At 51.5% G+C, this 24,444-nt stretch carries 25 protein-coding genes, 1 tRNA gene, 1 pseudogene and 1 riboswitch; of the genes and pseudogenes, 19 read left to right on the forward strand and 8 right to left on the reverse strand.

The window, feature by feature from the left end; translation table 11 throughout:
* The first annotated feature begins 277 nt into the window (after positions 1–277).
* The 8 genes from HV037_RS15570 to HV037_RS15605 all read left to right on the forward strand — a co-directional run bounded on the left by HV037_RS15570 (position 278) and on the right by HV037_RS15605 (position 7,475).
* The gene (locus tag HV037_RS15570; RefSeq protein WP_181022903.1) at positions 278–802 is read left to right on the forward strand and encodes a GNAT family N-acetyltransferase; all 525 of its coding nucleotides are present in this window, start codon (positions 278–280) and stop codon (positions 800–802) included.
* 227 nt (positions 803–1,029) lie between these two features.
* Positions 1,030–1,254, forward strand: a riboswitch (cobalamin riboswitch).
* A gap of 221 nt (positions 1,255–1,475) precedes the next feature.
* The gene (locus HV037_RS15575) at positions 1,476–2,531 is read left to right on the forward strand and encodes an ABC transporter substrate-binding protein (RefSeq protein ID WP_016152563.1); all 1,056 of its coding nucleotides are present in this window, start codon (positions 1,476–1,478) and stop codon (positions 2,529–2,531) included.
* A 66-nt stretch (positions 2,532–2,597) separates the two neighbouring features.
* On the forward strand, positions 2,598–3,665 hold the full coding sequence (locus HV037_RS15580) for an iron ABC transporter permease (RefSeq protein ID WP_016156150.1): 1,068 nt from the start codon (positions 2,598–2,600) through the stop codon (positions 3,663–3,665).
* On the forward strand, positions 3,662–4,477 hold the full coding sequence (locus tag HV037_RS15585) for an ABC transporter ATP-binding protein (protein WP_103283692.1): 816 nt from the start codon (positions 3,662–3,664) through the stop codon (positions 4,475–4,477). The genes HV037_RS15580 and HV037_RS15585 overlap by 4 nt, the downstream gene beginning before the upstream one ends.
* Positions 4,478–4,487: 10 nt before the next feature.
* The gene (locus HV037_RS15590; RefSeq protein ID WP_016152560.1) at positions 4,488–4,928 is read left to right on the forward strand and encodes a pseudoazurin; all 441 of its coding nucleotides are present in this window, start codon (positions 4,488–4,490) and stop codon (positions 4,926–4,928) included.
* 27 nt (positions 4,929–4,955) lie between these two features.
* Positions 4,956–5,507, forward strand: a complete 552-nt coding sequence (gene petA / locus HV037_RS15595; protein WP_103283691.1) for a ubiquinol-cytochrome c reductase iron-sulfur subunit — start codon at positions 4,956–4,958, stop codon at positions 5,505–5,507.
* A 1-nt stretch (position 5,508) separates the two neighbouring features.
* Positions 5,509–6,669 carry a cytochrome b N-terminal domain-containing protein gene (locus HV037_RS15600; RefSeq protein WP_047501122.1) on the forward strand — a complete coding sequence of 387 codons (1,161 nt, stop codon included), beginning with the start codon at positions 5,509–5,511 and terminating at the stop codon, positions 6,667–6,669.
* A gap of 2 nt (positions 6,670–6,671) precedes the next feature.
* Entirely contained in the window at positions 6,672–7,475 is an 804-nt protein-coding gene (locus tag HV037_RS15605; protein WP_103283690.1) for a cytochrome c1, read from the forward strand.
* 156 nt (positions 7,476–7,631) lie between these two features.
* On the opposite strand, the gene HV037_RS15610 is transcribed toward HV037_RS15605, so the two are convergent.
* Both HV037_RS15610 and HV037_RS15615 read right to left on the reverse strand, forming a co-directional pair.
* Positions 7,632–7,719, reverse strand: a tRNA-Ser gene (locus tag HV037_RS15610).
* A 142-nt stretch (positions 7,720–7,861) separates the two neighbouring features.
* Positions 7,862–9,490 (reverse strand): ABC transporter substrate-binding protein, encoded by a 1,629-nt coding sequence (locus tag HV037_RS15615; RefSeq protein ID WP_047414167.1) that lies wholly within the window; start codon positions 9,488–9,490, stop codon positions 7,862–7,864.
* A 270-nt stretch (positions 9,491–9,760) separates the two neighbouring features.
* On the opposite strand from HV037_RS15615, the gene yccA reads away from it, so the two are divergent.
* Complete coding sequence (yccA, locus tag HV037_RS15620) at positions 9,761–10,420, forward strand: FtsH protease modulator YccA (RefSeq protein WP_016152501.1); 660 nt, start codon at positions 9,761–9,763, stop codon at positions 10,418–10,420.
* 56 nt (positions 10,421–10,476) lie between these two features.
* On the opposite strand, the gene HV037_RS15625 is transcribed toward yccA, so the two are convergent.
* Both HV037_RS15625 and HV037_RS15630 read right to left on the reverse strand, forming a co-directional pair.
* On the reverse strand, positions 10,477–10,953 hold the full coding sequence (locus HV037_RS15625; protein WP_019076424.1) for a hypothetical protein: 477 nt from the start codon (positions 10,951–10,953) through the stop codon (positions 10,477–10,479).
* A complete protein-coding gene (locus tag HV037_RS15630) occupies positions 10,950–11,705 on the reverse strand; it encodes a winged helix-turn-helix domain-containing protein (protein ID WP_103283689.1) in 756 nt (251 codons plus the stop codon). The genes HV037_RS15625 and HV037_RS15630 overlap by 4 nt, the downstream gene beginning before the upstream one ends.
* A gap of 308 nt (positions 11,706–12,013) precedes the next feature.
* On the opposite strand from HV037_RS15630, the gene HV037_RS15635 reads away from it, so the two are divergent.
* From HV037_RS15635 to tusE, 6 genes are all read left to right on the forward strand, one after another.
* Positions 12,014–12,757 (forward strand): fimbrial protein, encoded by a 744-nt coding sequence (locus HV037_RS15635; protein ID WP_165500000.1) that lies wholly within the window; start codon positions 12,014–12,016, stop codon positions 12,755–12,757.
* A gap of 74 nt (positions 12,758–12,831) precedes the next feature.
* Entirely contained in the window at positions 12,832–13,338 is a 507-nt protein-coding gene (locus HV037_RS15640) for a CS1 type fimbrial major subunit (protein WP_016152497.1), read from the forward strand.
* A 72-nt stretch (positions 13,339–13,410) separates the two neighbouring features.
* Positions 13,411–16,128 (forward strand): TcfC E-set like domain-containing protein, encoded by a 2,718-nt coding sequence (locus tag HV037_RS15645; RefSeq protein WP_181500113.1) that lies wholly within the window; start codon positions 13,411–13,413, stop codon positions 16,126–16,128.
* A 1-nt stretch (position 16,129) separates the two neighbouring features.
* A complete protein-coding gene (locus tag HV037_RS15650) occupies positions 16,130–17,287 on the forward strand; it encodes a CfaE/CblD family pilus tip adhesin (RefSeq protein ID WP_103283686.1) in 1,158 nt (385 codons plus the stop codon).
* Between the two features lie 10 nt (positions 17,288–17,297).
* Positions 17,298–17,849: a LuxR C-terminal-related transcriptional regulator gene (locus HV037_RS15655; RefSeq protein ID WP_103283685.1), complete on the forward strand. Its 552-nt coding sequence runs from the start codon at positions 17,298–17,300 to the stop codon at positions 17,847–17,849.
* A gap of 69 nt (positions 17,850–17,918) precedes the next feature.
* Positions 17,919–18,248, forward strand: a complete 330-nt coding sequence (gene tusE, locus HV037_RS15660) for a sulfurtransferase TusE (RefSeq protein WP_016152493.1) — start codon at positions 17,919–17,921, stop codon at positions 18,246–18,248.
* Here the strand turns inward: tusE and yccX are convergent.
* Both yccX and HV037_RS24655 read right to left on the reverse strand, forming a co-directional pair.
* A complete protein-coding gene (gene yccX / locus HV037_RS15665; RefSeq protein ID WP_016152492.1) occupies positions 18,245–18,526 on the reverse strand; it encodes an acylphosphatase in 282 nt (93 codons plus the stop codon). The genes tusE and yccX overlap by 4 nt on opposite strands.
* A pseudogene (locus HV037_RS24655) lies at positions 18,525–18,707 on the reverse strand (hypothetical protein); the annotation flags it as partial. The gene yccX and the pseudogene HV037_RS24655, both read right to left, overlap by 2 nt.
* 113 nt (positions 18,708–18,820) lie before the next feature.
* Between HV037_RS24655 and rlmI the strand changes: the two are divergent.
* A complete protein-coding gene (rlmI, locus tag HV037_RS15670; protein ID WP_047414158.1) occupies positions 18,821–20,032 on the forward strand; it encodes a 23S rRNA (cytosine(1962)-C(5))-methyltransferase RlmI in 1,212 nt (403 codons plus the stop codon).
* Between the two features lie 57 nt (positions 20,033–20,089).
* Complete coding sequence (gene hspQ / locus HV037_RS15675) at positions 20,090–20,407, forward strand: heat shock protein HspQ (protein ID WP_016152490.1); 318 nt, start codon at positions 20,090–20,092, stop codon at positions 20,405–20,407.
* Between the two features lie 67 nt (positions 20,408–20,474).
* Here hspQ and HV037_RS15680 read toward each other — a convergent pair whose 3' ends face one another.
* Positions 20,475–20,888 carry a CoA-binding protein gene (locus HV037_RS15680; RefSeq protein WP_016152489.1) on the reverse strand — a complete coding sequence of 138 codons (414 nt, stop codon included), beginning with the start codon at positions 20,886–20,888 and terminating at the stop codon, positions 20,475–20,477.
* Positions 20,889–21,059: 171 nt separating this feature from the next.
* Between HV037_RS15680 and HV037_RS15685 the strand changes: the two genes are divergently transcribed.
* The gene (locus HV037_RS15685; protein ID WP_049042103.1) at positions 21,060–21,722 is read left to right on the forward strand and encodes a DUF2057 family protein; all 663 of its coding nucleotides are present in this window, start codon (positions 21,060–21,062) and stop codon (positions 21,720–21,722) included.
* Between the two features lie 93 nt (positions 21,723–21,815).
* A complete protein-coding gene (gene mgsA / locus HV037_RS15690; protein ID WP_016152487.1) occupies positions 21,816–22,274 on the forward strand; it encodes a methylglyoxal synthase in 459 nt (152 codons plus the stop codon).
* A gap of 32 nt (positions 22,275–22,306) precedes the next feature.
* Here mgsA and helD read toward each other — a convergent pair whose 3' ends face one another.
* Complete coding sequence (gene helD / locus HV037_RS15695; protein WP_103283684.1) at positions 22,307–24,361, reverse strand: DNA helicase IV; 2,055 nt, start codon at positions 24,359–24,361, stop codon at positions 22,307–22,309.
* Between the last annotated feature and the right edge of the window lie 83 nt (positions 24,362–24,444).

Here is a 24,444-nt window from a genome sequence, read left to right on the forward strand (position 1 = left end):
AATGCCTGGCAGCCCAATAGGATGCAATTCTTTTTTCTGTCCCAAGAAGACGCTGAAAACCTTAGTTCTCGCGACAGCCTGACCTTCTGCGCGAAGAATTTTGTTAAGTGTTTCTGCCTGATTGCACTCTGTGGTGGCCGCCCAAACACCCATTTATAACCCGTAATGAGAATAGCTCCGTATGCAATTGCGAGTCTGTCTCCTACTGCTCAATATTGTTTTTAAAGTGGTCTTATTGTTATTATCATTTTCCGTTCTAAATTTGAGTTATGCTGCCATGATCCCATTTAGGTTTAGTGAGATGACTCCCGCCGATATTCCTGCTGTTCAGTCGTTTCTTGTTGAGCATCTTAATTTATTCTTCAATGCCGGTAGAGCCATGCCTTCTGCCGAAGAGGATCTCTTTGATCTCGCACAACAGTATATCTTGCAGGAAAGGAATTTATTACTTTGCGCGTGGAGTGAAAACCAAGAATTAATCGCTACACTGGCGGTATGTCAATATGATGATCGTATTACTGAACTACGTGGTCGCTATAACTTGTCTGAAACGGCGGAAATTTGTCGTTGTTACGTGGATGAGCGCTACCGCAGACAGGGGATCGGAAGTCAGTTGTTTGCTTTAGCTGAGGTATTCTGTCAGCAACATCAATATAAGACTTTGTATCTCCATACACATCATTTTTTACCCGGAGGGTATTATTTCTGGTTGCGTAACAATTTTAACGTGATTATGGATATGCAGGATGAATGGCAATTGGTACATATGGAGAGTACACAAAAAAAAAGAGTCAAGCGCTGATATGCGGAACTTTTGATGGTGATCAATATGTTTCATACACAGAAGTTTCAGCATGCGTGTAATTTGATCAATATCAACCAATTCTCATTTAGCTTCCTGTTGCTATTTTCATTTACAACATCGCAGTAACCAACAAAATCATAACTCACTGTATTAAATGGGTATTTTTTTCTACACCACTACCTTTTATCTCTTACCCTCTATGGTTGACCTTGTTAACAATTGCCGCTAGAGTCGCTTTCGACAGCATTTCATTACATTTTTGTATATGAATAGGAATATGGTGAGAATTATTCAATTCAATTCCATAACTGCCCCCGCAACTGTAGGCGGATGCAGAATATCCCTGTGTGGCTCATAAACCACAGGTCACTGTAAAGTTCATCTTTATGGGAAGGCCGATATTCTGATTACCGTGAGTCAGGAGACCTGCTGTCAAAGGTATATGCCATTGAGTGGACGGGATGGTCCATGGGATGAATTATTTGACGCAAGCGGTAGTGTATTTATGAATAAGATTTTGGCTGAGTAAAGCTTATTTGCATTTTTTTGCATATCTTCATTCTTAAATTTCACGATTCAATGTCATCTATCTTCATGTCTCCTCCCGATATATGGAATGAAATAAGCCATGACCAGACCTTAAGATTCTGGCATCAACGGGACGATGATAATGCACGCTAATTCTACCTTTTACTTCTCTAAAAAAACGCTTCTGGCTATTTTTGGCACGACTGCTCTCCTGCTTACTTCCGGTTTTTCCGAGGCAGCAAAAACCGAATATCCTCTGACGATTAAAAACTGTGGCCGCGATATTACCTTCAATCAGGCACCAACGCGCGTGGCGACGGTGGGTCAGAACAGTACCGAGATTCTCTATTCACTGGGGCTGGCCGATCGCGTCGTGGGTACTTCGCTGTGGTTTGGCCCGGTACTGGAGGCTTATAAAACAGCAAACGAAAAAGTCGCCGTTATCGCGCAAAATATTCCAAGCTTTGAAGGGATCGTGGCGAAAAAACCGGATCTGATCGCCAGTCAGTTTGAGTGGCAAATCGGCCCTGCTGGCACGGTTGCCTCTTACGAACAGTTTAGTGAACTTAAAATTCCCGTTTACACCGCGCCAGCTGACTGTGCGAAAGATAACGAAGATGGTGGTGATGGTGTCCGTAAGGGCATGTTTGATATTGCCATGGTGTATCAGGAAGTCGCCGATCTGGCGAAAATCTTCGATGTTCAGGATAAAGGCGAGGCGCTGATTGCCAGCCTTAAAGCACGTGAAGCCGCAGCGAAAAACAAAATTACCGGAATGGATGAGAATGTTTCCGCCGTGTTCTGGTTCTCAAGCGCCGACCTCCAGCTTGACCCTTACGTTGCCGGGAAGTTTGGTCCGGCGGCATGGATCGCCCAAACGCTGGGAGTGAAGAATGTGATTGATTCTGCTGAAGAGTGGCCAACGGTGGGTTGGGAAACCATCGCAAAAGCGAATCCTTCACTCATTGTGCTCGGTGAGATGAGCCGTCGCCGCTTCCCGGCGGATGACTGGAAGGTCAAGATGGAATACCTCAAGTCCGATCCTGTCGCCAAACTGGTTCCTGCCGTCAAGGAAAACCATCTACCGGTCATTGACGTACAGACCATGAATGCCGGGATCAGAACTATTGATGGTGTGGAAAAACTGGCTGATGCCCTTGTTGAATATGGCTTAGCACATCCGCAGGCTGCTCATTAATCTACGTTTTGCGCTATATCCTCGCACGGTGTAGCGCATCTCCGTTACTCAGGAACGCAGATAATCATGAGTGATTCACGCAGGATGCGTCGCGCTGTTGGTCAGCTTGCGGTGAGAGTCAGTGGGCATGCCGTTTGGGTCAGTGCGCTAATGTGTGGCGTACTGCTGGCGGGGATTTCCATCGGCGAAACGCTTATCCCCTGGCAGCATGTTCTCAGCACGCTGGCAAATCATCTTTTTGATACACACTATCCTGTCGATGCGCTGGATGCAGGGATCGTCTGGAACTACCGCCTGACCCGAGCGCTGGTCTCGGCCAGTTGCGGCGCGTGCCTGGCTGTTTCCGGCGTAGTGTTACAGTCGCTGCTACGCAATGCGCTCGCCGAACCCTATCTACTGGGGATTTCTGCCGGAGCGTCCACCGGAGCGGTGCTGATTGCTCTCACTGGACTTGGGGCTGGCATCATCAGTATGTCATTGGGCGCTTTCATTGGTGCGCTGACGGCATTTCTGTTCGTTGCGCTATTGGCGATGGCCGCTGGCGGTAGACAAGGTGGGGGTGTAACAACCCAAATCATCCTTGCCGGGATCGCCAGCTCCCAGCTTTTCAATGCGATTACATCGCTTATCATCACCCGCTCAGCAAACGCCGAGCAAGCACGCGGTATTATGTTCTGGCTGTTGGGCAATTTGAGCGGTGTACGCTGGCCCGATGTGGTCTTAGCCATTCCTACCGCTCTGGTCGGTATCGCGCTGTGCTTCTGTTATGCCCGCCATCTTGACGCTTTCTCCTTTGGTGCGGAGTCTGCGGCATCGCTGGGCATTCCGGTAAAACGTACCCGTGCAGTACTGATTGCCGCCGTCACTGGCATGACGGCGATTATGGTCTCCATTGTGGGTGCGATCGGCTTTGTCGGTCTGGTGATCCCTCATGCTGCTCGTCTGCTGGTCGGCAACCAGCATCATCGACTGCTGCCGGTTAGTGCGCTTACCGGAGCTATTTTCCTCATTATCGCTGATGTTATTTCCCGCACGTTACTACCCGGTCAGGTACTCCCAATAGGCGTGATCACGGCTCTGGTTGGCGCTCCTGCGTTTTCAATCATTCTGATTAGAGGAAACCAGAACAAATGACGGTGAATCTCGTACAGCCACTCGTTACCTCTGCGCAAGCCGTTATTGAAGCCTGTAATTTGTACTGGAAGGTAAAAGGTAAGACGATTGTTGAAGATATTTCGCTCAGCGTAACGCCCGGCGAGTTTGTCGGCATCATCGGTCCTAACGGCTCGGGCAAAACGTCACTGATTTCACTGCTGGCCGGTTTGCTGAAGCCAACTTCCGGGCGTATCACCCTGCAGCAAAAGGCGCTCCAGCATTATTCGCGGCGTTACCTTGCGCAGCGGGTGGCGTTGGTCGAACAACAGGCAGAAACCAGCGAGCGTCTTACCGCTTTACAAGCCGTTTCTCTGGGGCGCACGCCCTGGCTTAGCCTGCTCTCGCCCTGGTCCGCCAAAGATGACGATATCGTGCAAACTATGCTGGGGAAGGTCGATCTCCGTGAATTACAGCACCGATGCTGGCATACCTTTTCCGGGGGAGAAAAACAGCGCCTGCATATCGCCCGGGCGCTGGCGCAGCAGCCGCAGTTGTTACTGATGGATGAACCCACCAACCATCTCGACATTCAACATCAGATTGGCCTGCTTAGTCTGGTTAAACGTGAAAAGCTCACGGTCATTGCCGCTCTGCACGACCTCAATCATGCCGCGATGTTCTGCGATCGCATCATCGTCATGACATCCGGGCATATGGCGATGCAGGGGACTCCTTGCGCCGTGTTTACCCGTGAAAACCTCCATGCCTGGTTTGGTATCGACGCCATTGTTGAACATGAAACTGGCGCTGAAAACTGTTTTATCCGTTATCAAAGACCTGATGAATTTTAAGGAAGAATCGATGAAATATCTCAAACAGAGCCTGAAAGTTTTATGTTTACTCGCCCTCGCCTCTTCAACCTTCGCACAAACTCACGACGTTTTGATGAAAAATCGTGGGTCTGCGGGACCAATGGTCTATGAGCCGGATTATCTGGAGATCCAGCCCGGGGATACGGTGAAGTTTATCCGTAAACATAAGAGTCACAACGCGGCTTCAATCGCTGAATTGTCTCCGGCTAACTATCCCGGTTTTATGGGAAAAATAGATGAAGAGATCGAAGTAACTTATGACAATGCCGGATTTTACGGCATCAAATGTACACCACATTACGCTCAGGGCATGGTGATGCTGATTAAGGTAGGAGATGCCCAGTTACCAGCAAGCTATCGGGCATTCAAAGCGCCGGGTATTGCTGATAAGCGCTTTCAGGAAATTTACGCGCGTATCGACAAACGTTAATCCGCGATACTCAGGGAGAAATTAGAGGTGACAGAGAACAAACTTGCAGATGGCGAAATCCAGGAACAGCGCCGGGAATGCCTGTGTAAACTGACAAAATTCGTCGGTGCAGCAGGCGTCGCTGCTGCCGTCTGGCCGCTGGTTTCGGCCCTGGGCCCGGATGAGAAGACTCTTGCGGAAAATGAACCGATTGATATCTCTCTTGCGGGGGTTGCTGCTGGACAAACCGTCAGACGCGTATGGCAGGGAAAGCTGATTCTTATTCACCATCGCACCCAGGATGAGATTATTACTGCCAGAAGTGCCGACTGGCATACGCTTATCGACCCACAACCGGACAGCGAGAGGGTCTCAGCAGCTCATCCTCAATGGCTGGTGGTTCAAGGGTATTGCCCACATGCCGGGTGCGTACCCAACGCCCGACCAGGAGGGGTGGGTTGGATCTGTCCGTGCCACGGCTCAGAGTTTGATACCTCCGGGCGCGTAACGCGCGGCCCCGCGACGACCAACCTGGCAATCCCGGACTATGTTATTCATTCGGATGGTCAGGCCGTGCGTATCGGCACGAAGGAAGCCTGAAATGAGGAGTGAGCGCGTCTATTCGCTTCGCTGGCGTATCCCGTTTCCTCGCTCGATTGCCGGACTCTGGGTATTCGCAATCGGCGCCATCCTGCTGGTTATACTCGGTGTGCAGATCCTTACGGGTATCGTGCTGGCAATGTTTTACGTGCCGACGGCCGAGCTGGCATTTGACTCCATTATTCATATTATGCGTGCGGTTCGCCATGGAGAACTGTTACGCAACATGCATGCTATTGGCGCGTCGCTCTTTTTCTTTGCCTGTTATCTGCATATTTTTCGTGGCATGTACTACAGCGTTTACCGCAAGCCCTGGACGACAATGTGGATGATTAGCGTGACGCTGTATATCCTGCTGATGATGACCGCATTTCTTGGTTATAGCCTTATCTGGGGGCAAAAAAGCTACTGGGCGGCCACGGTAATTACCCGCTTTGCCCAGGCCATTCCGCTGGTGGGTGATACCCTTTACGCATATTTAGTCGGCAGCCATACTCCGGGAACGCCGATGCTTGGCCGCTTTTTTGTTCTCCACTTTATTCTTCCCTTTGTGATTGTTGGAGCAACGGTTTTTCATATTCGCACCGTACAGTCGGCGTTTGCGCAGGCGATGAAAAAGAGGTTTAGCGAGAAAGAGTCCAGGAGCCTGCTGTTCGATTACAAAATTACCGATCTTGATGCCATCAAAATCATCCTTTTTTTGATGATCTTCGCCTGGTTCTTATTCTTCGCGCCGCACTATCTGAGCAGCGCCGATAACTTTATTCCTGCGGATCCAACAGTTACACCCGCGATTGTTGCGCCGGAATGGTATTTTCTCCCCTTCTTCTCCATCTTGCGTTGCTTCCCAAATGAATTCGTTGGCTTAGCCGCAATGTGCAGCTCGGTACTGATTTTCTATTTCCTTCCCTGGCTTGATACTTCCCGGGCTCGTTTTCGCCATTACAGCAAACTGGTTAAATGCGGATTCTGGCTGTGGGTCATTAATGCCTGCTTTTTAGGCTGGTTAGGGTCGAAAGCGCTGGTTGGCCCCGATCTTATTGACGGTTTCCGTAACGAAGAGGGCTGGATCCGTGCCGCATCGCAGCTTTCGACTCTGATTTGGTTTGCCTGGTTTTTAATCGTATTACCTTGCCGTCGTTTTCTGGAAAAACAGGACTGATGATGAAACAACTATTGAAAATCAGCATTCTGTCCTTTTCTCTGTTGGGACTGGGTTCCTCCTATGCGCAGGAAGCCACGCCTGAACGGCAGGAATGGAGCTTCAGCGGCATCAATGGACAGTATGATAAAGCGCAGCTTCGGCGTGGCCTGCAGGTTTATGAAGAGAAGTGTCGCGCTTGTCACGGCATGAAGCACCTTAGCTTTCGTTCGTTGACCAGGCCCGGCGGTCCGGAACTCACGGCTGAAGAAGCAAGAAGTATCGCCAGCGGCTATCAGTTTCCTGAGCTTCAGGATGACGGCCAGATTGGTGAGCGAGACGGGACGCTAAATGACAGCTTCATCTCGCCGTATCTAAACGAGCAGGAAGCACGATACCTTAACAATGGTGTTTCCCCCGTTGACCTGAGCTATATCGTGCGTGCCCGCTCATACGATCGCGGATTCCCGCAATTTCTGTTGGATGCTTTTCTGCCCTACACGGACCAGGGAGCAGATTACGTCTACGCACTGCTAACCGGTTATCAACCTGCCGATCCCGAACTGAAGGCTAATCGCTATTTTCCCGGTGGCGTGATTAACATGCCGAAACCGCTGACCAGCGGAGAGATTCAATGGCGCCCGGCGTCGCTACAAGCTGAAACGGAGGAGCAATATGCCAGGGATGTTACCGCCTTTCTGGCTTGGGCGGCCGACCCAACGCTCGCAGAACGAAGACAGCAGGGATATTACGTTATGGGCTACCTGACCTTTATGCTGGGGCTGCTATGGATATTACGACGAATGAAAAGGCGTTCGCTCATGTAGGCATTGTCAGATATGAAGATGATTCAGTTCGTCAGCTTTCCGCCGGGCAGCAGCGCTGAGTTGCCCTTGCGCGACTAAGGCTGGTGAAAGATGGCATGACATAAACTGCACAAAACGAAAAAACCCCGAGCTATTAAATAGCTCGGGGTTTATGTTTGGCGGAAGCGTAGAGATTCGAACTCTAGAACCCTTTCGGGTCGCCGGTTTTCAAGACCGGTGCCTTCAACCGCTCGGCCACGCTTCCAATGAGGCGCACTATAAACATCCCGAACGGACCTGTAAAGCACCAATGCGTTCGTTTGCCTGAAAAACAGCCAAAATATTGTTAATCGACTGAAATAACAACAGATTGACCGTTTATTCAGCACAAATACTGGCTACAGCGCTTAATGTTTTTTGATGAACATATCTTTGGTGTAGTAATTTCCCCGGTTATCTGGCGCAAATCCTCCCACCCACGGCTTCACAAGATGCGTGCGGACATAGTGGTAAACCGGAATCGCTGGCACATCCTCTTCTAAAAGGTCTTCAGCCTGCTGGTAGTATTTGCCTCGCTCCTCCAGCGAAGATGCTTTCGCCGCCTTGCGCATCGCGTCATCAAAAGCGGGATTGCTGTACCTGGTGGTATTCTCGCTATCGCCGGTACGGAAAATATTGAGGAAACTTGAGGCATCATCATAATCGGCGATCCATGCGTAACGCACGACGTCAAAATTACCGGTGTGCATGGTATCCAGCATGGTTTTCCATTCCTGATTTTGCAGCTTCGCCTCTACGCCGAGGTTTTTCTTCCACATTGACGATGCGGCAATGGCAATACGCTGGTGCGTTTCGAAAGTGTTATAGAGCAGATTTAGGCTAAGCGGATGCTCAGGGCCATAACCGGCTTCAGCCAGCAGTTTCTTAGCTTCGGCAATGCGTTTTTCGAGCGGCCACGCCGCATATTCCGGCGCATGCAATTGCACTCCCCCTATTTCCGGCTGGCTGATAACCCACGCCGCGCGTTGCCCCTGCCCCATCACCTTTTGTGCGATGATGTCTTTATCTAACGCCATATTCAGCGCCCGGCGCACGCGCGGGTCATTAAACGGTGCTCGAGTCGTATTGAACTGATAGTAATAGGTTGAAAGCTGAGGTGAGACATGGAGTTCATCGCCCATCGTCTTTTTCAACTGCGCGAACTGATTGACCGGGACGCTATACACAATGTCGATTTCGCCGGCCTTATAGCGGTTAACGTCTGCGGACTCTGAACTGATGGGCAAATAAGTGACCTTATCAATGACGGTATGCCGATCGTCCCAATAATGCGGGTTACGCACGGCAACGATGCGCTCATTGACTACCCACTGCGATAACTTGTACGCCCCGCTGCAGACAAAATGTTCTGGCCGGGTCCACTTATCACCAAAGCGGCCGATCAGCACTTTATCCAGCGGAACCAGTGACGGGTGCGCCAGCATCGCCAGAAACGCCGCCGTTGGCTGCGTCAGGGTAATTTCCAGCGTGCTATCATCCAGGGCTTTGACCCCGATATCGGCAGGATCTTTTTTCCCTTGGGCAATATCGAGGGCGTTTGCTACGTGCATATTGCCCAGATACGAGGAATAAGGTGAAGCTGTTTGCGGTGAGACCAGACGCTGCCAGCTCCAGACGACATCCTGTGCGGTGATGGCAGACCCATCTGACCAGGTTATGCCCGGACGTAAATGAAAGGTCCAGACGGTGTTGTCTTTGTTCTCCCAGGACGCGGCCAGCCGGGGTTCGATAGACCCATCCGACTTAACCGCCACCAGTCCGTCGAACATATCGCTGATTAAATTAAACTCAACGTTGCTTTCGACTTTATGCGGATCCAGCGACGCTGGCTCACTGCCATTGTTTCTGACCAGTTCCTGTTTTTCTGCAAGAATTGTTCCTGCGGGAACATTTGCCGCCATCGCCGCGCCGTTGATAGACATCAAACAGACAGTCAAAAGCGTAAACGTCAATATCTTCGATTTATGTTGAATCATTCCCTTTACCTTATTGCTCTGTTGTATGTAGACACCGCTGTCACTGTCAGAGAGAAACAGGAATAACGCAATATTTTTCAGTTACCTGGCAGATATCTAACAGGCATTTTTACACATATAGTGCTAACATCTGATTCGGGAGCTTTTGTTGAAATAATATGCTTAAGCCTGGCGGGTTAAAATGCGTAAAGATGGGTAAAACCGCTGTGTCATTCCCCTTGATTTCATTATCCTCCATCATTAATTACATCTGTCATAAGAGAGTGACTCATGGATCGTATTATTAGTTCTTCACGCGATCGTACATCGCTACTCAGCACGCATAAGGTGCTGCGCAATACCTATTTCCTGCTCAGCCTGACGCTGGCGTTTTCGGCGCTCACTGCGACTGCCAGTACCGTACTGATGTTGCCCTCTCCGGGGCTTATCCTGACGCTGGTGGGTATGTATGGTCTGATGTTCCTGACCTATAAAACGGCGGATAAACCGGTTGGTATTCTGTCAGCTTTCGCTTTCACCGGCTTCCTGGGCTACATTCTGGGACCGATCCTGAACACATACCTGTCTGCTGGCATGGGTGATGTTATCGCCATGGCTCTGGGCGGTACGGCGCTGGTCTTCTTCAGCTGCTCAGCCTACGTGCTGACCACGCGGAAAGACATGTCCTTCCTCGGCGGTATGCTGATGGCAGGGATCGTGGTGGTGCTGATTGGTATGGTTGCGAATATCTTCCTGCAGTTGCCGGCTTTACATCTGGCGATCAGCGCGGTGTTTATTCTGATTTCTTCAGGCGCAATCCTGTTTGAAACCAGTAATATCATCCGTGGCGGTGAGACCAACTACATCCGTGCCACCGTCAGCCTGTACGTTTCGCTGTACAACATCTTCGTCAGCCTGCTGAGCATTCTGGGCTTCGCCAGCCGCGATTAATCAGCATCACTGATACGAAAAAAGAGAATGCCATTGGCATTCTCTTTTTTTATACCTTATTGACCCCGGCAGATATAGGTAGGATAGCGCCGGTCCTGAATAAGCCACACAGCAGGTGAAAGTTCAGAGATCGTCAGGTAGTAGCGTGAGGTCGGATAGGCGAAACTCCCCCATTGGGCATTCGGCGTATTGTCATTGTGGCGAAGCCAGGTTTTGGTGTAGGTCAATACAATGACGTTGTCATCGTCCCGCTGCTCCCACGTAAAGTCTACATCCCTGTCAACGATAAAATTTTGCCCGCCAGCTCTTGCCGCACCTTTATAGGTGGTCAACCCTGTACCGTCCCGATGAAAATAGAACTGAGCAAGGGCATTTACCTTCACCTCACTTGCTTTCCCTTCATTGCGCGTAAAGTTAAATTCAGTGCTGCAGGCCAGCACATCGCTTTTTCCCGTCGCGCCGCAATAGTAAAATAACGCCAGCGCGCCGCCGACCAGGGCTCCGCCCAGTCCAAAAAGAAGCCTTATTTTCATTTTCCAGCCCCGTTTTTATAGCGAATGGTCTTGCACAGACGTGTTTTATTGACCGGGCAGGCCCCGATAAACAGTTCATCAGCAGTTGCAAGCGAAAAACGGGCGCTGAAAAAATAAATAGCATACTCCTCGCGCTCACAAGCCACGTCATTGGCCTCCAGTCGCTCTGCTAATTTTGATAGCACTAACGGCCGTCCATGATCTTCGATGACCCAGATACTACAACGCGCGATTTTTTCCTGGACCGGCTTTAATTTCGCCGGAACAGTTATCTCCTGCGGGCGGCTAACGTAAAAGATCGCTCCCAACGGCACGGCAATCAATGCCCCTATTCTGAACCACTTTTTCAGGGATACTCGCCGGGGCAGAACGTCTTGTTGCGCTGAGGGGGGTTGCGGATCAAAGGCTTGAATTTTCTCTCCAGGCTGAAAAATCACATCAGCATCAAAACGGAAACCATAGCGCGGGACAGTGACGATCAATTCGTGCCCCTCTCCCAGAGACTGGAAACTTTTACGCAGTTCGCTTACCGCTTTATTGAGATTATTTCCTGATGGCGTAAAGCCAAATTCTTCCCACACGCGAGCGATCAATTCCTCCCGGCTTAAGTCGCGTCCTCGGTGTTTAATGAATTCCTGTAAAAGACGAACGGCTGGCGCCGAAAGTGTTAATACAGACTCGGGTTGTCCAACAAGACTTATTGCATGTGCTTCAGGATCAAATAACAACGAATTATTGCATATAAAAAACATCTTTTATTCTCGGCTGTTACCGCATGCTTTTTATTCCCTGGTACGTCGATATGAAAACCGCCCCCTGATCTGCTTATTTTTTCATCAGAAGGAATTTTCCTCCCATCCTTGGCCGCGGTATTTTCGCTTAACTATACAACCTTAAAGCCAGAAAAGCAGGATAAAAAACTGTATATAACGAGTTAACTAATACAAATTTTCACAAATCGCTGTTCTGGTTAAAGTTTCCCTGCCCTGAAGCGATACGAAAGCAGACGGTGTCCTGGTGTTAACGCGCCGCCTTTAAACTCAGAGCAGGCAGACTGATTGTGAAACAGAAAAAAAGAGTGAGCATGACAACCGCCTTTTATGTCGCCGCGCTGTCATTGCCATTTTTCTCAGAAATGACAATGGCCAATATGAGCGTGTATCCCATGGAGCTGAATGTAGACAGATCCGGTGCGGCGCAAATTAAGGTGGCTTCAAAAACGGATGATATTCAGTTCATTCGGGTGAGGCAAAAGAAAATTCTTAATCCCGGAACAGCCCAGGAAAAAGAAATTGACGTCGCTTCGTGGAAAGAAGGTGGCGTGGTGGTTACGCCCGAGAAATTTGCTCTGGCTGCAGGCGCGATGCGCGTTGTTCGTCTGGTATCGCTTATACCGCCGAAAAAAGAGACCACCTGGCGTGTCTATTTTGAAGGGGTAAAACAACCTGACAGCATTATTCCGGGCAAGGCAGAAACCTCTGCAGCAATGGCGACATTAGGTGTCAATGTGATCTGGGGCGCACTGGTCCACATTGCTCCAGAAGAAAACGTAATTTCACTGTCGATTGACCCTCGCCGGGGAACGTTAAAAAACAACGGCACATTGCGTGTGCCGCTCAGAGAGATTGGTATTTGTGATGCTGTTTCATCGTGTAAATGGATAAAAGAAGACGCGACGATTTATCCGGACACTGAACGGAAATTAAAAACGCTCACTATGAAACAGGGTCAGAAATATAAGTTCCGCTACTTCAACTGGGTGAATAAAACCGCTGAAGAAGCTGATTTACCCGTCGTGCAATAACACGACGGCACAGTAAAAACCCACGTAGTTTGTTTAAAGAGCCAAGGTGCTCATTTGTAAATATGGAGATATCAATGCGTAACTATATTAAACCTCTGATGATTGTTGCCGCGATGGCCTCGTCCTTTAGCGCGCTGGCGATTCAAAAAGATATTACCGTCAACGCCAGCGTTGACTCACAGTTGGATATGACTCAGGCCGATAACACGCCACTGCCGGCCAGCATCGACATGCAGTACCTGCCAGGTCGTGGGCTGGAAAGCTACCGTCTGAACACCAAGGTGTGGTCTAACTCCGCCACCAGCAATGTCAAAGTGCGCCTCGTTAGCGCAGCTAAGCTCACCAATATGGATGGCGACGAGACTGTACCGATGACGGTGATTCTGGGTGATAAAACACTGTCTACCACCGATGCCGAATTTACCGGAACTGAACTGTTCCCAGGCAGCATTGAAAACGGTTCAGCGGTACTGCCACTGACCATTTCTCAGACCACCAAAGGCATTCTGAAAACCGGTCAGTACAGCGGCGTTGTCAGCCTGATGCTGACGCAGGCGACGACCACGGAAGGCGGTGCGTAACACCACAGTACATAAGGGATAACGTCAGAGGGTGCCCACCCTCTGACGTCAGGATGATGTCGAGGCTTGGTCATGGCGTTTCACAGAAATACTCTCCTCTTAGTTGCTTTATTACCCGCATCCATCCAACTCGCCTGCGCCGAGATGGCCGTCCCGGCAGGTTTCGAAGATCTGGCGAAAACGCAGCGTCTGTGGATAGAGGTTAACCTCTATGGCGAATCGCTTGGCCTTTTTGAAACGGATATCACACTTGAATCGGTAAGTTTTGTCGCACCCGAAACCGTGGTCGCGGCTATCAAACGTCAGTTTAATGACGCTCCTGCCCTCGTCGCCACTGTGTCTGCAGCTCTCGCCGTTCCACTTGCCCGTAACGGCAACCTGGCGTGCAGCAGCAATGGCTCCGCAACGGGATGTGATTACATTGATACCCATCGTGCGGCCATTATCTATGATGAGAATAACGCGCGCATTAGCCTGTTTTTGGACAAGAAATTTCTGCCTAAACAGACCACAGAAAACCAGTGGTATCAGCCTACGCAGGGCACTGAGAATGCGTTGATCCATCAACAGAATATCAATTTTGTTGCCGACAGGGATTACCAGTCAGCCACTGTTCAGGGCAATGGCGCGCTGGCCATGACGCAGGACGGCTACTTTAATCTCGACTGGACCTGGCTGGGGCAGCGTTCAAGGCACCAGCAGCAACAAGAAATAACCGTCAACAATGCCTGGTTTCGCCAGGATATCTGGCGTCAGTACTATATTCAGTTAGGCGAGATGGATACCCGCGATCTGTTCAGTAATGCTGGTGGGAATATCAACCTCAGCCAACTGCCGCTGGGCAAAATTCGCGGCCTGCGCACAGGCTCGACAAGGGCATGGATCAATCCGGTTCAGCAGTCAAAGGGTACCCCCATCACCGTGCTGCTTTCCCATGATGCGCGTATTGACGCCCGCCGGGGCAATCAGCTGCTGGCCAGTTTTTATCTCAATGCCGGGGCTCAGACCCTGGACACGCGATCGTTCCCCGATGGGAGCTATACCGTGACGCTGTCCGTCTATGAAAATAACCGGCTGACACGTACCGAGCAGATACCGTTTACCCGCACCGGTATTACGCCGTTTGACCGCGTCGAGTGGTTCCTGCAGGCGGGCGAAACCGACAATAACAATCAAAACGATGAACGTAGCGCGGTCGCGCAGGCGGGTGTCCGCCTGCCTGTCACTCCAACGTTGGCACTCACCAGTGGCGCAGCGATAAAGAAAAACCAACGTTTTCTGGAAAATGCATTCGACTGGAGTCGTGGTTTCAATGCGGGTCCGATCGATGGCGTACTCTCGACCCGGTTTAGCTACCTTTACGGCAGCGAAGGACAACGCGGCAATATTCAGCAAATCAGCTATAACGACGGTTTTTCACTGAGCTTCTATCGCAACGCGTTATCAGCGGAAAACTGCAATACCCGAAGCGCGGGATATGACGCCGTAAATGGCTGTTATCGAAGCCTGTCGGTGATGTTCTCCGTCCCTGTCGGCACCTGGTACGCCAGCCTGGGATATTCGGATAACCGCAACGAAGGACGGTACGTTTCTCGTCGGGAACTCCCGGACAGTGACGATCGCCACGATGCAGGCTTGCCCTGGGAGTCGGTTTATATGACCCGCTCACGCACGCGGGCCTGGCAGGGTGGCTTGAGTACGGCTTTCAGCACGCGCGGTCTGAACATCAACAGCAGTATTAACCTTTTCATGCGTAACGATGACTCGCGCGAAGGCAGGGATAAAGGCGGCTACCTGAGCGTGAGTCTGTCAATGGCGCATAACCGTCAGGGCAATGCGACAAGCTATACCTCTCTGGGCGCGACATGGCAGCACCAGCAGCATGATAAAAACCAGCTGAGCTATAACGTGGCGCACAGCTGGTATGCCGACGCACGTGGTGAAAATGAGTATGGACTGAGCGCATCAGGTATTAACAGCGATTCACTCAATACCTCTGCCTACACGCGCCAGGGCGGACGATATGGCAACGGGAGCCTGACAGTCAGCGATGCCTGGGATCGTCAGGATCGGCGCCATACCCTGAGCAGCAGCGGCAATTACAACTCCGCGCTTGCGCTGTCGCGCACTGGTCTGTGGCTGGGCCGTTGGAGCGACGGACGTCCTGCTTCAGCCATCGCGGTTAACGTTGCCACACCGGAAGATTCCCAGGATCCGAGCATTGCCGTGTCGCTGGATAACGGCGGCAGTGCAGACATTCCAGGCAATAGCCGCGCCCTCTTCGCCGTGCCGGGCTATCAGCAGACTACGTTGACGATTAACGAATCGCTGGATGTCTCGCGGGGTGCCAGCAGTGAAATCACACAAGGTTCAGGCAGCAGAACGTTATTTATGGTGCCAGGCAAACTGCTCCGCCGGGACGTGCAAACCACGGCAAGCTACACCTGGCTCGGCCAGTTAACTGACGAGCAACATTCGCCGTTCATCGGCGGCGTGCCACTGAACGTTAACGGCTGGAGCGACCTTGGCAACGGCGGGTTTAGCGCTCAAAGCGACGCTCTGCTGCATAACCTCTACCTGGTGCGTCAGCAGCAGTTTTATCAGTGCGAGCTGAATGTAAAGACTATGCGCGACGTCGTGCGTTACGTCGGGCCGATCCCTTGCCGGGAATTAACCTTCTCTGCCCTGCCGGATACTGTCCAGCAACAGGCACAGCTGATGCTCGCCGGACGATCGGTACCAACGGGTCCAACTGCCATGAATGCAGACAACGTCACAAAAGGGAAATGATGTGAACAAGCACTTAATTATTTTACTTTTTTTAAGCCTGTGGGCGGGTCAGACTCAGGCAGCGGCCCCTGCCGGAAGAAACACCAGCGTCGATATCAGCTTCGATCGCATGGCCCCCCCCGCGCGCTTTGATATCTGGGTTCATGAACCGAGCGGCTATGATGTCGCCGATCCGCAAAAGTGGGGACGTAATACTCTGACGTGTCTGTCCCGTACCGACTCCACAGTTGGCGCCTGCATGACCGCCCCGGCCTGGTTCACGGCGAACCCGGGGACACCTTATGCCATCAATTTACGTTTTACGCATGCCCTTACCAGCAAAACGGTGGATCTTAAGGTCTATGGCGACCACTACATGTTTTTCAATAATAAAGTCTTTACCTATCCCAGTTTTATCACGGGAGGGACAGAGATTGTTGCAAACTGGACCAGAGAACCCTACTTCGATTTCTATATCGTGAAAAGCGAGCTGGAAAAGCTCGCTCTGCCGGGTATCTGGACCGCAACGCTGAAGCAGAACCTGCGTGAATGGGATACTGCCAACTGCGGCGGGAACTTCAACGACGTCAATACCGGATGTCCAGGCTATCGCGCCATTGCTAGCTGGCAGGCCACGATGCGCATTGAGGTTGTCGATCCGGGTAATCAGCAGATTTATCTGCCGGCATTTCCGCACTCAACGCCTATCGTTAACCTCAACCTGACCAACTTCCCGGGGCGGCCGGGTGGCAGTGAAATCCAGGGTGAAAACACGCTGGATATGTGCCTGTACGACGGCAAAAACAGTACCAGCACCCGCACTTATCTTCGGTTTGAGGACGACGGACTCCCCTCAATGGACCGTGCTGAAGAGGCATTTTCAATCCGGCGACGCGGCGGAAGTCAGACCGATGCGCGGGATCGTCTCGACTATCAGGTTTTCGTCACTAATCCCGTCACGGGCGCAACCGAAACCGTCGCCAACGGTAAAACCCTGGTCTGGCAAGGCACCAACGATCCGCAGCATCTGCGTCAGGTCGTCCTGCCCGGCGGACGTGAGAGCGTACTGTGCGTACCAGCCCCTATTGTTTTGAAAACCCCTGCGTTTGCAGCCAGCAGTAAAAACGCCGGGGATTACACCGGCACGCTACGCATCATCTACACACCCAGTACGTTATAAAGAGGCCGCCGTGAATTTCGTCATTCTTGATAATAATCGTTTTTATGCCGAAGGGTTGCGCTACGCCCTTCTGCGCCGTAACGCTCACACTCAAGTTGAAAGTGGCGCGTTACAGTGGCACCGTTCGCTGTTGGCCTGCGACACCCTCGTTATGCGTTGCCGCTTTTCCGTCGCGAGGACGCATCTGGCGCTAGTCGACATTCTGCTTCAACTGGAGGCCAGGCGCTGGGAGGGAACGGTTTATCTGGTGTGCAATGAAAAAGGCTGGGCACTGGCCACGCATTTACGAAAGCGTTTTGCCACGCTGACCTTACATATCATTGATGACAGAATTGCCGTCGTGGATGCGGCGTATCTGCTTGCTAAAGAGCCCCGTCGGGTACGCAGTCTGAATTGCTGCCTGACTGGCATGGAGTTCAATGTTCTCGACAGGCTGGTTAACGGTCAATCGGTAAAACATGTTGCGCAAATGACGCAGATTAGCGAAAAACAGGTTTCGACGTATAAATGCAACGCGCTGAAGAAGCTTAATGCCAACAATCTGCTACAGCTACTTCTGTAGGTCGAGGTTTCTCACGCCGCCCCTTATTTGCTAAACTAAGGGCGGTTTTTACTTTATCGACAGAGCACTATGTTCATTTTTGCAGGCCATGAAATTGAGACCGATAGCGAAGGCTATCTGAAAGACACCACGCAATGGAGCGAGCCGCTGGCGGAGAAAATCGCCGAAAACGAAGGTATCGTTCTCTCCCCCGAACACTGGGAAGTGGTGCGTTTCGTTCGCGAGTTTTATCTGGAGTTTAATACCTCCCCCGCTATCCGCATGCTGGTAAAAGCGATGGCCAACAAGTTTGGCGAAGAAAAAGGCAACAGCCGTTATCTCTATCGCCTGTTTCCGAAAGGCCCAGCTAAGCAGGCAACTAAAATTGCCGGCCTGCCGAAACCGGTGAAATGTATTTAATAGCGGATACTAAATCCCTTTAGCTCGTCGCCAGGGCGGTGCGGTTCGCTGAGAACCCGATCAACCCTGGCGCTGCGCGGTCCCCCGGCTTTCAACCACTTCATCAGTTGTTCCACCCGCTCGCTTTCACCACAGGCGACAACTTCTACGCTGCCGTCATCCATATTCTTCGCATAGCCGGTCAACCCCAGCCGTTGCGCTTCATGCTGGGTGGTGTAGCGAAATCCTACCCCCTGAACCCGGCCATAGACCCAGGCGATGATGCAGACTTTCGACATTGCGGTTCTCCTTATCAACATAAATGAAAGAACAGGTACCGATGGACAGATGACCGGCAATCTCCTGATCTGTCCATAGATTAGCAGGGGATAACAGAATAAGTTGTCGCACCTGTTCAGTGAGATTAAACCGTCGCTCGATAAGCAGAGGTCCCGCCATACCATCATGCAGTAGCGCCAGACGCTGATGATTGACCTCACCATCTGTGCTACTCTACGCGCCATTTTATTTTAATGGTTTCAGGTTGGTACTTTCATCCAACCCGCGTCACTGTTTGTGAGAGGTTGCTCCGCATGACTGAATCTACAATTCCACATTATCCTCGTTTAGTGTTAGCCAAGGGGCGCGAAAAATCATTACTTCGCCGCCATCCATGGGTATTTTCCGGTGCTGTCGCACGTATGGAAGGTAAAGCCAACCTCGGTGAAACCGTTGATATTGTTGACCACCAGGGGAAATGGTTAGCGCGCGGTGCGTTTTCTCCGGCGTCGCAGATCCGTGCGCGCGTCTGGAGCTTCGATAAGTCTGAATCCATCGACATTGATTTCTTTACCCGTCGTCTGCAGAAGGCGCTGACATGGCGTGACTGGCTGGCGAAAAAGGACGGTCTGGACAGCTACCGTCTGATCGCCGGAGAATCCGACGGCCTGCCGGGTGTCACTATTGACCGCTTCGGCAACTTCCTGGTATTGCAGTTGCTCAGCGCGGGGGCTGAATACCAACGCGCCGCGCTGATTAGTGCTCTGCAAATTGTTTTCCCGGACTGCGCTATTTATGACCGTAGCGATGTGGCCGTGCGTAAAAAAGAAGGTATGGCGCTGACCCAAGGGCCCGTCACGGGCGAACTGCCGCCTGCTCTGCTGCCTATCGAAGAACACGGGATGAAGCTGCTGGTTGATATTCAGCACGGTCACAAAACCGGCTATTACCTCGATCAACGCGATAGCCGCCTGGCGACGCGTCGTTATGTGGAAAACCAGCGTGTCCTGAACTGTTTCTCCTATACCGGCGGCTTTGCGGTCTCAGCATTAATGGGCGGATGCCGTCAGGTGGTCAGCGTCGACACCTCTCAGGAAGCACTCGATATTGCCCGCCAGAACGTGGAACTGAACAAGCTGGATCTGAGTAAAGCCGAGTTCGTGCGAGATGATGTGTTCAAACTGCTGCGCGCCTATCGCGATCGCGGTGAGAAATTTGATGTCATCGTGATGGATCCGCCGAAATTTGTCGAAAACAAAAGCCAGTTGATGGGTGCCTGCCGCGGTTATAAGGACATCAATATGCTGGCTATTCAGTTGCTGAACCCAGGCGGCGTACTGCTGACATTTTCCTGCTCCGGGCTGATGACGACCGATTTATTTCAGAAAATCATCGCTGATGCCGCAATAGATGCTGGTCGTGATGTACAATTTATAGAGCAGTTCCGTCAGGCCGCCGATCATCCGGTGATCGCTACCTACCCGGAAGGGCTGTATCTGAAAGGGTTTGCCTGTCGCATCATGTAACTTGAAAAGTGGAATATTACCCTTACATAGAGGGTATCTATTTCCCGGGAGGTGACTATGATTGCCAGCAAATTCGGTATCGGCCAGCAGGTCCGCCATTCCCTGTTAGGTTACCTCGGAGTGGTCGTGGATATCGACCCGGAATATTCGCTTGATGAGCCGTCAGCCGATGAGTTGGCGGTTAACAGCGAACTTCGCGCCGCTCCCTGGTATCACGTGGTGATGGAAGACGATAATGGTCTGCCAGTGCATACGTATCTGGCCGAAGCGCAACTGAGTAGCGAGCTACAGGAAGAACATCCGGAGCAACCGTCAATGGATGAACTGGCGCGCACAATCCGTAAACAGCTTCAGGCTCCACGCCTGCGTAATTGATACTAACACAGGCCCGATGGCGCTTCGCTTATCGGGCCTGTGCGTTTCATCCGGCGACAATCCAACTTTACTTCGCCAGTCCCAGTCGCGGGATCTCAATCGCCGGGCAACGATCCATCACCACCGTCAGCCCCGCATCACGCGCCAGCACGGCCGCCTGCTCGTTAATTACGCCAAGCTGCATCCATAGCGTCTTCGCGCCAATGGCGATAGCCTCCTGAGCGACGCCCCACGCCGCTTCAGAATTACGGAAGACATCGACCATATCCACTTTCTCTGGCACATCCGCCAGCGTTGCATAGCCCTGCTGCCCCAGCAGCATTTTCCCGGCAACCTTCGGTGAAACGGGAATAACGTGATAGCCCTGATCGAGTAAATACTTCATCACGCGATAGCTTGGGCGATCGGGTTTATCGCTCGCGCCAACCAGTGCAATCGTACGGGTAGATGTCAAAATGCCAGCAATATCGGTCTCTTTCATCGTTTTCCTCCAGGCTGTTTAACAAAGTGTACGACAAACCTGCCCCCGCAACCATTCATCCCATACTGGCGTATGAGAGCTAAACTCAAAAATATGTCTATATGTTAGTAAACGTGATTATCGAAAAATTTAGATACATGTTTGCAGCTATTTTCTGGACAGGAGAAACCTATGAAAGCCGGCATTGTGACAGCCTTAATTGCCCTGTGTTTGCCGGTTACCGTTTTTGCTACCTCATTACGCCTGTCTAATGATATTGACCTTTTGGTGCTGGACGGAAAAAAAGTCTCCAGCTCATTACTGCGTGGCGCCGACAGTATCGAGCTGGAAAATGGTCGCCACCAGCTCGTATTTCGCGTAGAAAAAACCATTCGCTTGTCCAGCCACGAAGAACGTCTGTATATTTCGGCTCCGCTGGTCATCAGCTTTGATACACAACTCGTCAGCCAGGTTAATTTTCACCTCCCGCGTCTGAACAATGAGCGGGATACAGCGCATTTTGATGACGCTCCACGCGTGGAATTGCTGGATGGGGACTCCATGCCTATCCCCGTCAAGCTGGATATTCTGTCAATCACATCCACAGCGAAAATCGTGAATTATGAAATGGAAACTGAACGCTATAACAAAGCGGCTAAACATGCGTCATTACCGCAGTTTGCTACGATGATGGCCGATGACAGCTCGCTGCTTTCCGGGGTATCTGAACTGGATCGCGTGCCGCCTCAGTCGCAAACGCTAACCGAGCAGCGCTTAAAATATTGGTACCAACAGGCCGACGCGCAAACGCGAAGTAACTTTTTGCAATGGGCTCAGAAACAGCCTCCTTCATGACATTTATGTTCGCATACGCATTTTTTTTGTCTTTCTCTTGCAGCGTCAAGAGCTTCCAGTACTCTGTAACCAGGTTAACTTGGGAGCTGTACTATGGAATTAACAACTCGCACATTGCCAGCGCGTAAGCATATTGCGCTGGTTGCACACGATCACTGTAAAAAGATGTTGATGAGCTGGGTGGAACGCCACCAGCCGTTGCTGGAAAAGCACGTTCTGTACGCCACAGGAACAACGGGAAACTTAATCCAACGCGCAACGGGAATGGACGTCAACGCCATGCTGAGCGGTCCGATGGGGGGCGACCAGCAGGTGGGCGCGCTGATTTCAGAAGGGAAAATTGATGTGCTGATTTTCTTCTGGGACCCGCTTAACGCCGTACCTCACGATCCTGATGTCAAAGCCCTGCTGCGTCTGGCGACGGTATGGAACATTCCGGTTGCCACCAACGTGTCGACCGCCGATTTTATTATCCAGTCGCCAAACTTCAACGATGCAACGGACATCTTGATCCCAGATTACGCCCGCTATCTGGCAGAGCGCCTCAAATAAACACCGGGCAGGCGGCAATTGCCGCCTGCTATTCAGGGTTTTCTTGCTACCGGAACATCCAGTTGTTTAAGCTCATCAACAAAGCACGACGGTGTTTCTTTATTAAACAGCAGCCATACCCGATGCCGTGCCCGCGTTAGCGCCACATACAGCAAGCGTCTCTCTTCAGCATCCGGGAAATCCTCCACCGCCGGAAGCAACGCCTCTTCCATAATCGACTCGCGGGCCGGGGCGGGAAAACCGTCATTCCCATCATGAAGCCCCACAACAATAACGTAATCTGCCTGCTGTCCCTTGCTGGCATGGATAGTCATGAAATCCAGTTGTAGCTTAGGCCAACGGGTGGCAGCTTTCTCCAGACTGGCAGGTTTCAGGTGATGGTATCGCGCCAGCACCAGAATTCTCTCTTCTGCCTTCACAAATCCCGACAGCTTATCCAGTAGCAGATCCAGCTGGCTTTCATCGAGCAACGTGACGGCTTTTTTATCGCCTGCCATCAGACTGTTGAGCGGTTTCGTAAGCTGATGAGGGTTTTGCTGGATAACCTGGTTTGCGACTTCACCAATGCGGCTATTAAAACGGTAAGTCGTATCCAGATTACAACGGTCGCCCTCGCCGAAGTTTTGCTGGAATGCGGTGGTCAACGAAAGCTGTGCTCCGCTGAACCGGTAAATTGCCTGCCAGTCATCCCCTACGGCGAACAGCGTAGTCTGTGAGTTTTGCTTGCGCAGTGCGGCTAACAGGGCGGCTCGCTGAGGAGAAATGTCCTGAAATTCGTCGACCAGAATGTGTTTCCACGGACTGATAAACCGGCCTTTTTCCAGAATGACAATGGCCTGATGAATCAACCCGGAAAAATCGACGGCATTCTCATCCTTCAGGGCGCCCTTCCAGGCCTTGAGCAGGGGAGACATCAGCTTAATGCGTTTACTGAACAGATCGCGAATCTCCTCCGGAGCATTGGCGATCATCTCCGCCTGCGCTCCGCCATGCATACGCATCAGGCTAACCCAACGATCCAGCCGGGAAGCCAGCCGGCGCTGTAATTTTTCGTCATCCCAGAAGTTACCTTCGGGTACAGACCACTGCATCTCTTCTTCTAACCATTGCCGCCAGCCTTTGGCTTGTGCCTTTTTCTCACTGCACTGCTGACGCCAGGTCGTGATAAAAAGTTTGCTACGCGCGGCAACATCATTTTCCAGCTTGCTAACCGTCGGGACTTTTTTGCTCCCCTGAGAAATAATGTGCAACGCCAGTGAATGAAACGTCCTCGCGGTGATCTCTTCCGTATGCAGACGTTCACGGATGCGATCGTCCATCTCCTGGGCCGCTTTGCGTCCAAACGCCAGCAGCAGGATTTGTTCGGCCGCCGCTTCCCCTCGCGCAAGTAGCCAGCCCGCACGGGCGACCAATACGGATGTTTTGCCGCTTCCGGCCCCCGCAAGAACCAGTAATGATTGTTCGCCGTTCACCACCGCCCGCGCCTGGGCCGGATTCAGCGGCGAGGACTCAATTTGCTGGAAAAAATCGGCATGTTCTTCCAGCATGGCATCGGTATACGCCTGGTTGTGCTGCAAGCGACAAGCTTCAATGTCCTTCAACCATGCCTGGCATTGACGTAACGCCTCACGGCAATTTTCAAATTCTTCCAGCCGGTTGATCGGGAGCGGCAATGCGGCAAAGGCGCGGCGGATCTGCTGCTGTAGCCCTGACGTCTGCTCGCGCGTCAGCCATTTATTCTCACTGGTGCGGGTGGCGATCGCCTCCAACTGCTGCTGTAAAACTCCCGCAGCGACGTCGCTCATTTCCTGACTCCACTGCTGCCAGAGCGAATTCAAATGGTGATGGAAGCGCTGGGTTTCTGCCCATTCAGTGCCGTGAAGACGAACCACCTTATCATCCGGGAGCACAAACTCCAGCTCTCCCCATACCAGGCCGCGTTTACAATGAATAGCCAGTAACTGATTGAAGGGAATAAGATACTCGTGACGATCGCCGGAAACCTTAATCCCGGCATTGAGAATAACGGCCCGATCGTAAGGGTGTTGTGCCAGACGTTTTCCAAGAGAAGTTGCTTTCAGTTCCATAAGACTCAAGCGGATCCACACGAAGAGGTTTGCTTATCAGTGTAACCGCCAGAGAAAACGTGCTCCAGCCCAAAAAAACGTTA

The organism is Citrobacter sp. RHBSTW-00017 (genome assembly GCF_013797615.1).
In the GTDB taxonomy this organism is placed as follows: domain Bacteria; phylum Pseudomonadota; class Gammaproteobacteria; order Enterobacterales; family Enterobacteriaceae; genus Citrobacter; species Citrobacter braakii.

Excerpts from the sequence above, each read along its gene's own strand:
- HV037_RS15570 (WP_181022903.1), top strand. The coding sequence starts at position 278 with ATGATCCCATTTAGGTTTAGTGAGATGACTCCCGCCGATATTCCTGCT.
- HV037_RS15575 (WP_016152563.1), top strand. The coding sequence starts at position 1,476 with ATGCACGCTAATTCTACCTTTTACTTCTCTAAAAAAACGCTTCTGGCT.
- HV037_RS15580 (WP_016156150.1), top strand. The coding sequence starts at position 2,598 with ATGAGTGATTCACGCAGGATGCGTCGCGCTGTTGGTCAGCTTGCGGTG.
- HV037_RS15585 (WP_103283692.1), top strand. The coding sequence starts at position 3,662 with ATGACGGTGAATCTCGTACAGCCACTCGTTACCTCTGCGCAAGCCGTT.
- HV037_RS15590 (WP_016152560.1), top strand. The coding sequence starts at position 4,488 with ATGAAATATCTCAAACAGAGCCTGAAAGTTTTATGTTTACTCGCCCTC.
- HV037_RS15600 (WP_047501122.1), top strand. The coding sequence starts at position 5,509 with ATGAGGAGTGAGCGCGTCTATTCGCTTCGCTGGCGTATCCCGTTTCCT.
- HV037_RS15605 (WP_103283690.1), top strand. The coding sequence starts at position 6,672 with ATGAAACAACTATTGAAAATCAGCATTCTGTCCTTTTCTCTGTTGGGA.
- HV037_RS15615 (WP_047414167.1), bottom strand. The coding sequence starts at position 9,490 with ATGATTCAACATAAATCGAAGATATTGACGTTTACGCTTTTGACTGTC.
- yccA (WP_016152501.1), top strand. The coding sequence starts at position 9,761 with ATGGATCGTATTATTAGTTCTTCACGCGATCGTACATCGCTACTCAGC.
- HV037_RS15625 (WP_019076424.1), bottom strand. The coding sequence starts at position 10,953 with ATGAAAATAAGGCTTCTTTTTGGACTGGGCGGAGCCCTGGTCGGCGGC.
- HV037_RS15630 (WP_103283689.1), bottom strand. The coding sequence starts at position 11,705 with ATGTTTTTTATATGCAATAATTCGTTGTTATTTGATCCTGAAGCACAT.
- HV037_RS15640 (WP_016152497.1), top strand. The coding sequence starts at position 12,832 with ATGCGTAACTATATTAAACCTCTGATGATTGTTGCCGCGATGGCCTCG.
- HV037_RS15645 (WP_181500113.1), top strand. The coding sequence starts at position 13,411 with ATGGCGTTTCACAGAAATACTCTCCTCTTAGTTGCTTTATTACCCGCA.
- tusE (WP_016152493.1), top strand. The coding sequence starts at position 17,919 with ATGTTCATTTTTGCAGGCCATGAAATTGAGACCGATAGCGAAGGCTAT.
- yccX (WP_016152492.1), bottom strand. The coding sequence starts at position 18,526 with ATGTCGAAAGTCTGCATCATCGCCTGGGTCTATGGCCGGGTTCAGGGG.
- rlmI (WP_047414158.1), top strand. The coding sequence starts at position 18,821 with ATGACTGAATCTACAATTCCACATTATCCTCGTTTAGTGTTAGCCAAG.
- hspQ (WP_016152490.1), top strand. The coding sequence starts at position 20,090 with ATGATTGCCAGCAAATTCGGTATCGGCCAGCAGGTCCGCCATTCCCTG.
- HV037_RS15680 (WP_016152489.1), bottom strand. The coding sequence starts at position 20,888 with ATGAAAGAGACCGATATTGCTGGCATTTTGACATCTACCCGTACGATT.
- HV037_RS15685 (WP_049042103.1), top strand. The coding sequence starts at position 21,060 with ATGAAAGCCGGCATTGTGACAGCCTTAATTGCCCTGTGTTTGCCGGTT.
- mgsA (WP_016152487.1), top strand. The coding sequence starts at position 21,816 with ATGGAATTAACAACTCGCACATTGCCAGCGCGTAAGCATATTGCGCTG.
- helD (WP_103283684.1), bottom strand. The coding sequence starts at position 24,361 with ATGGAACTGAAAGCAACTTCTCTTGGAAAACGTCTGGCACAACACCCT.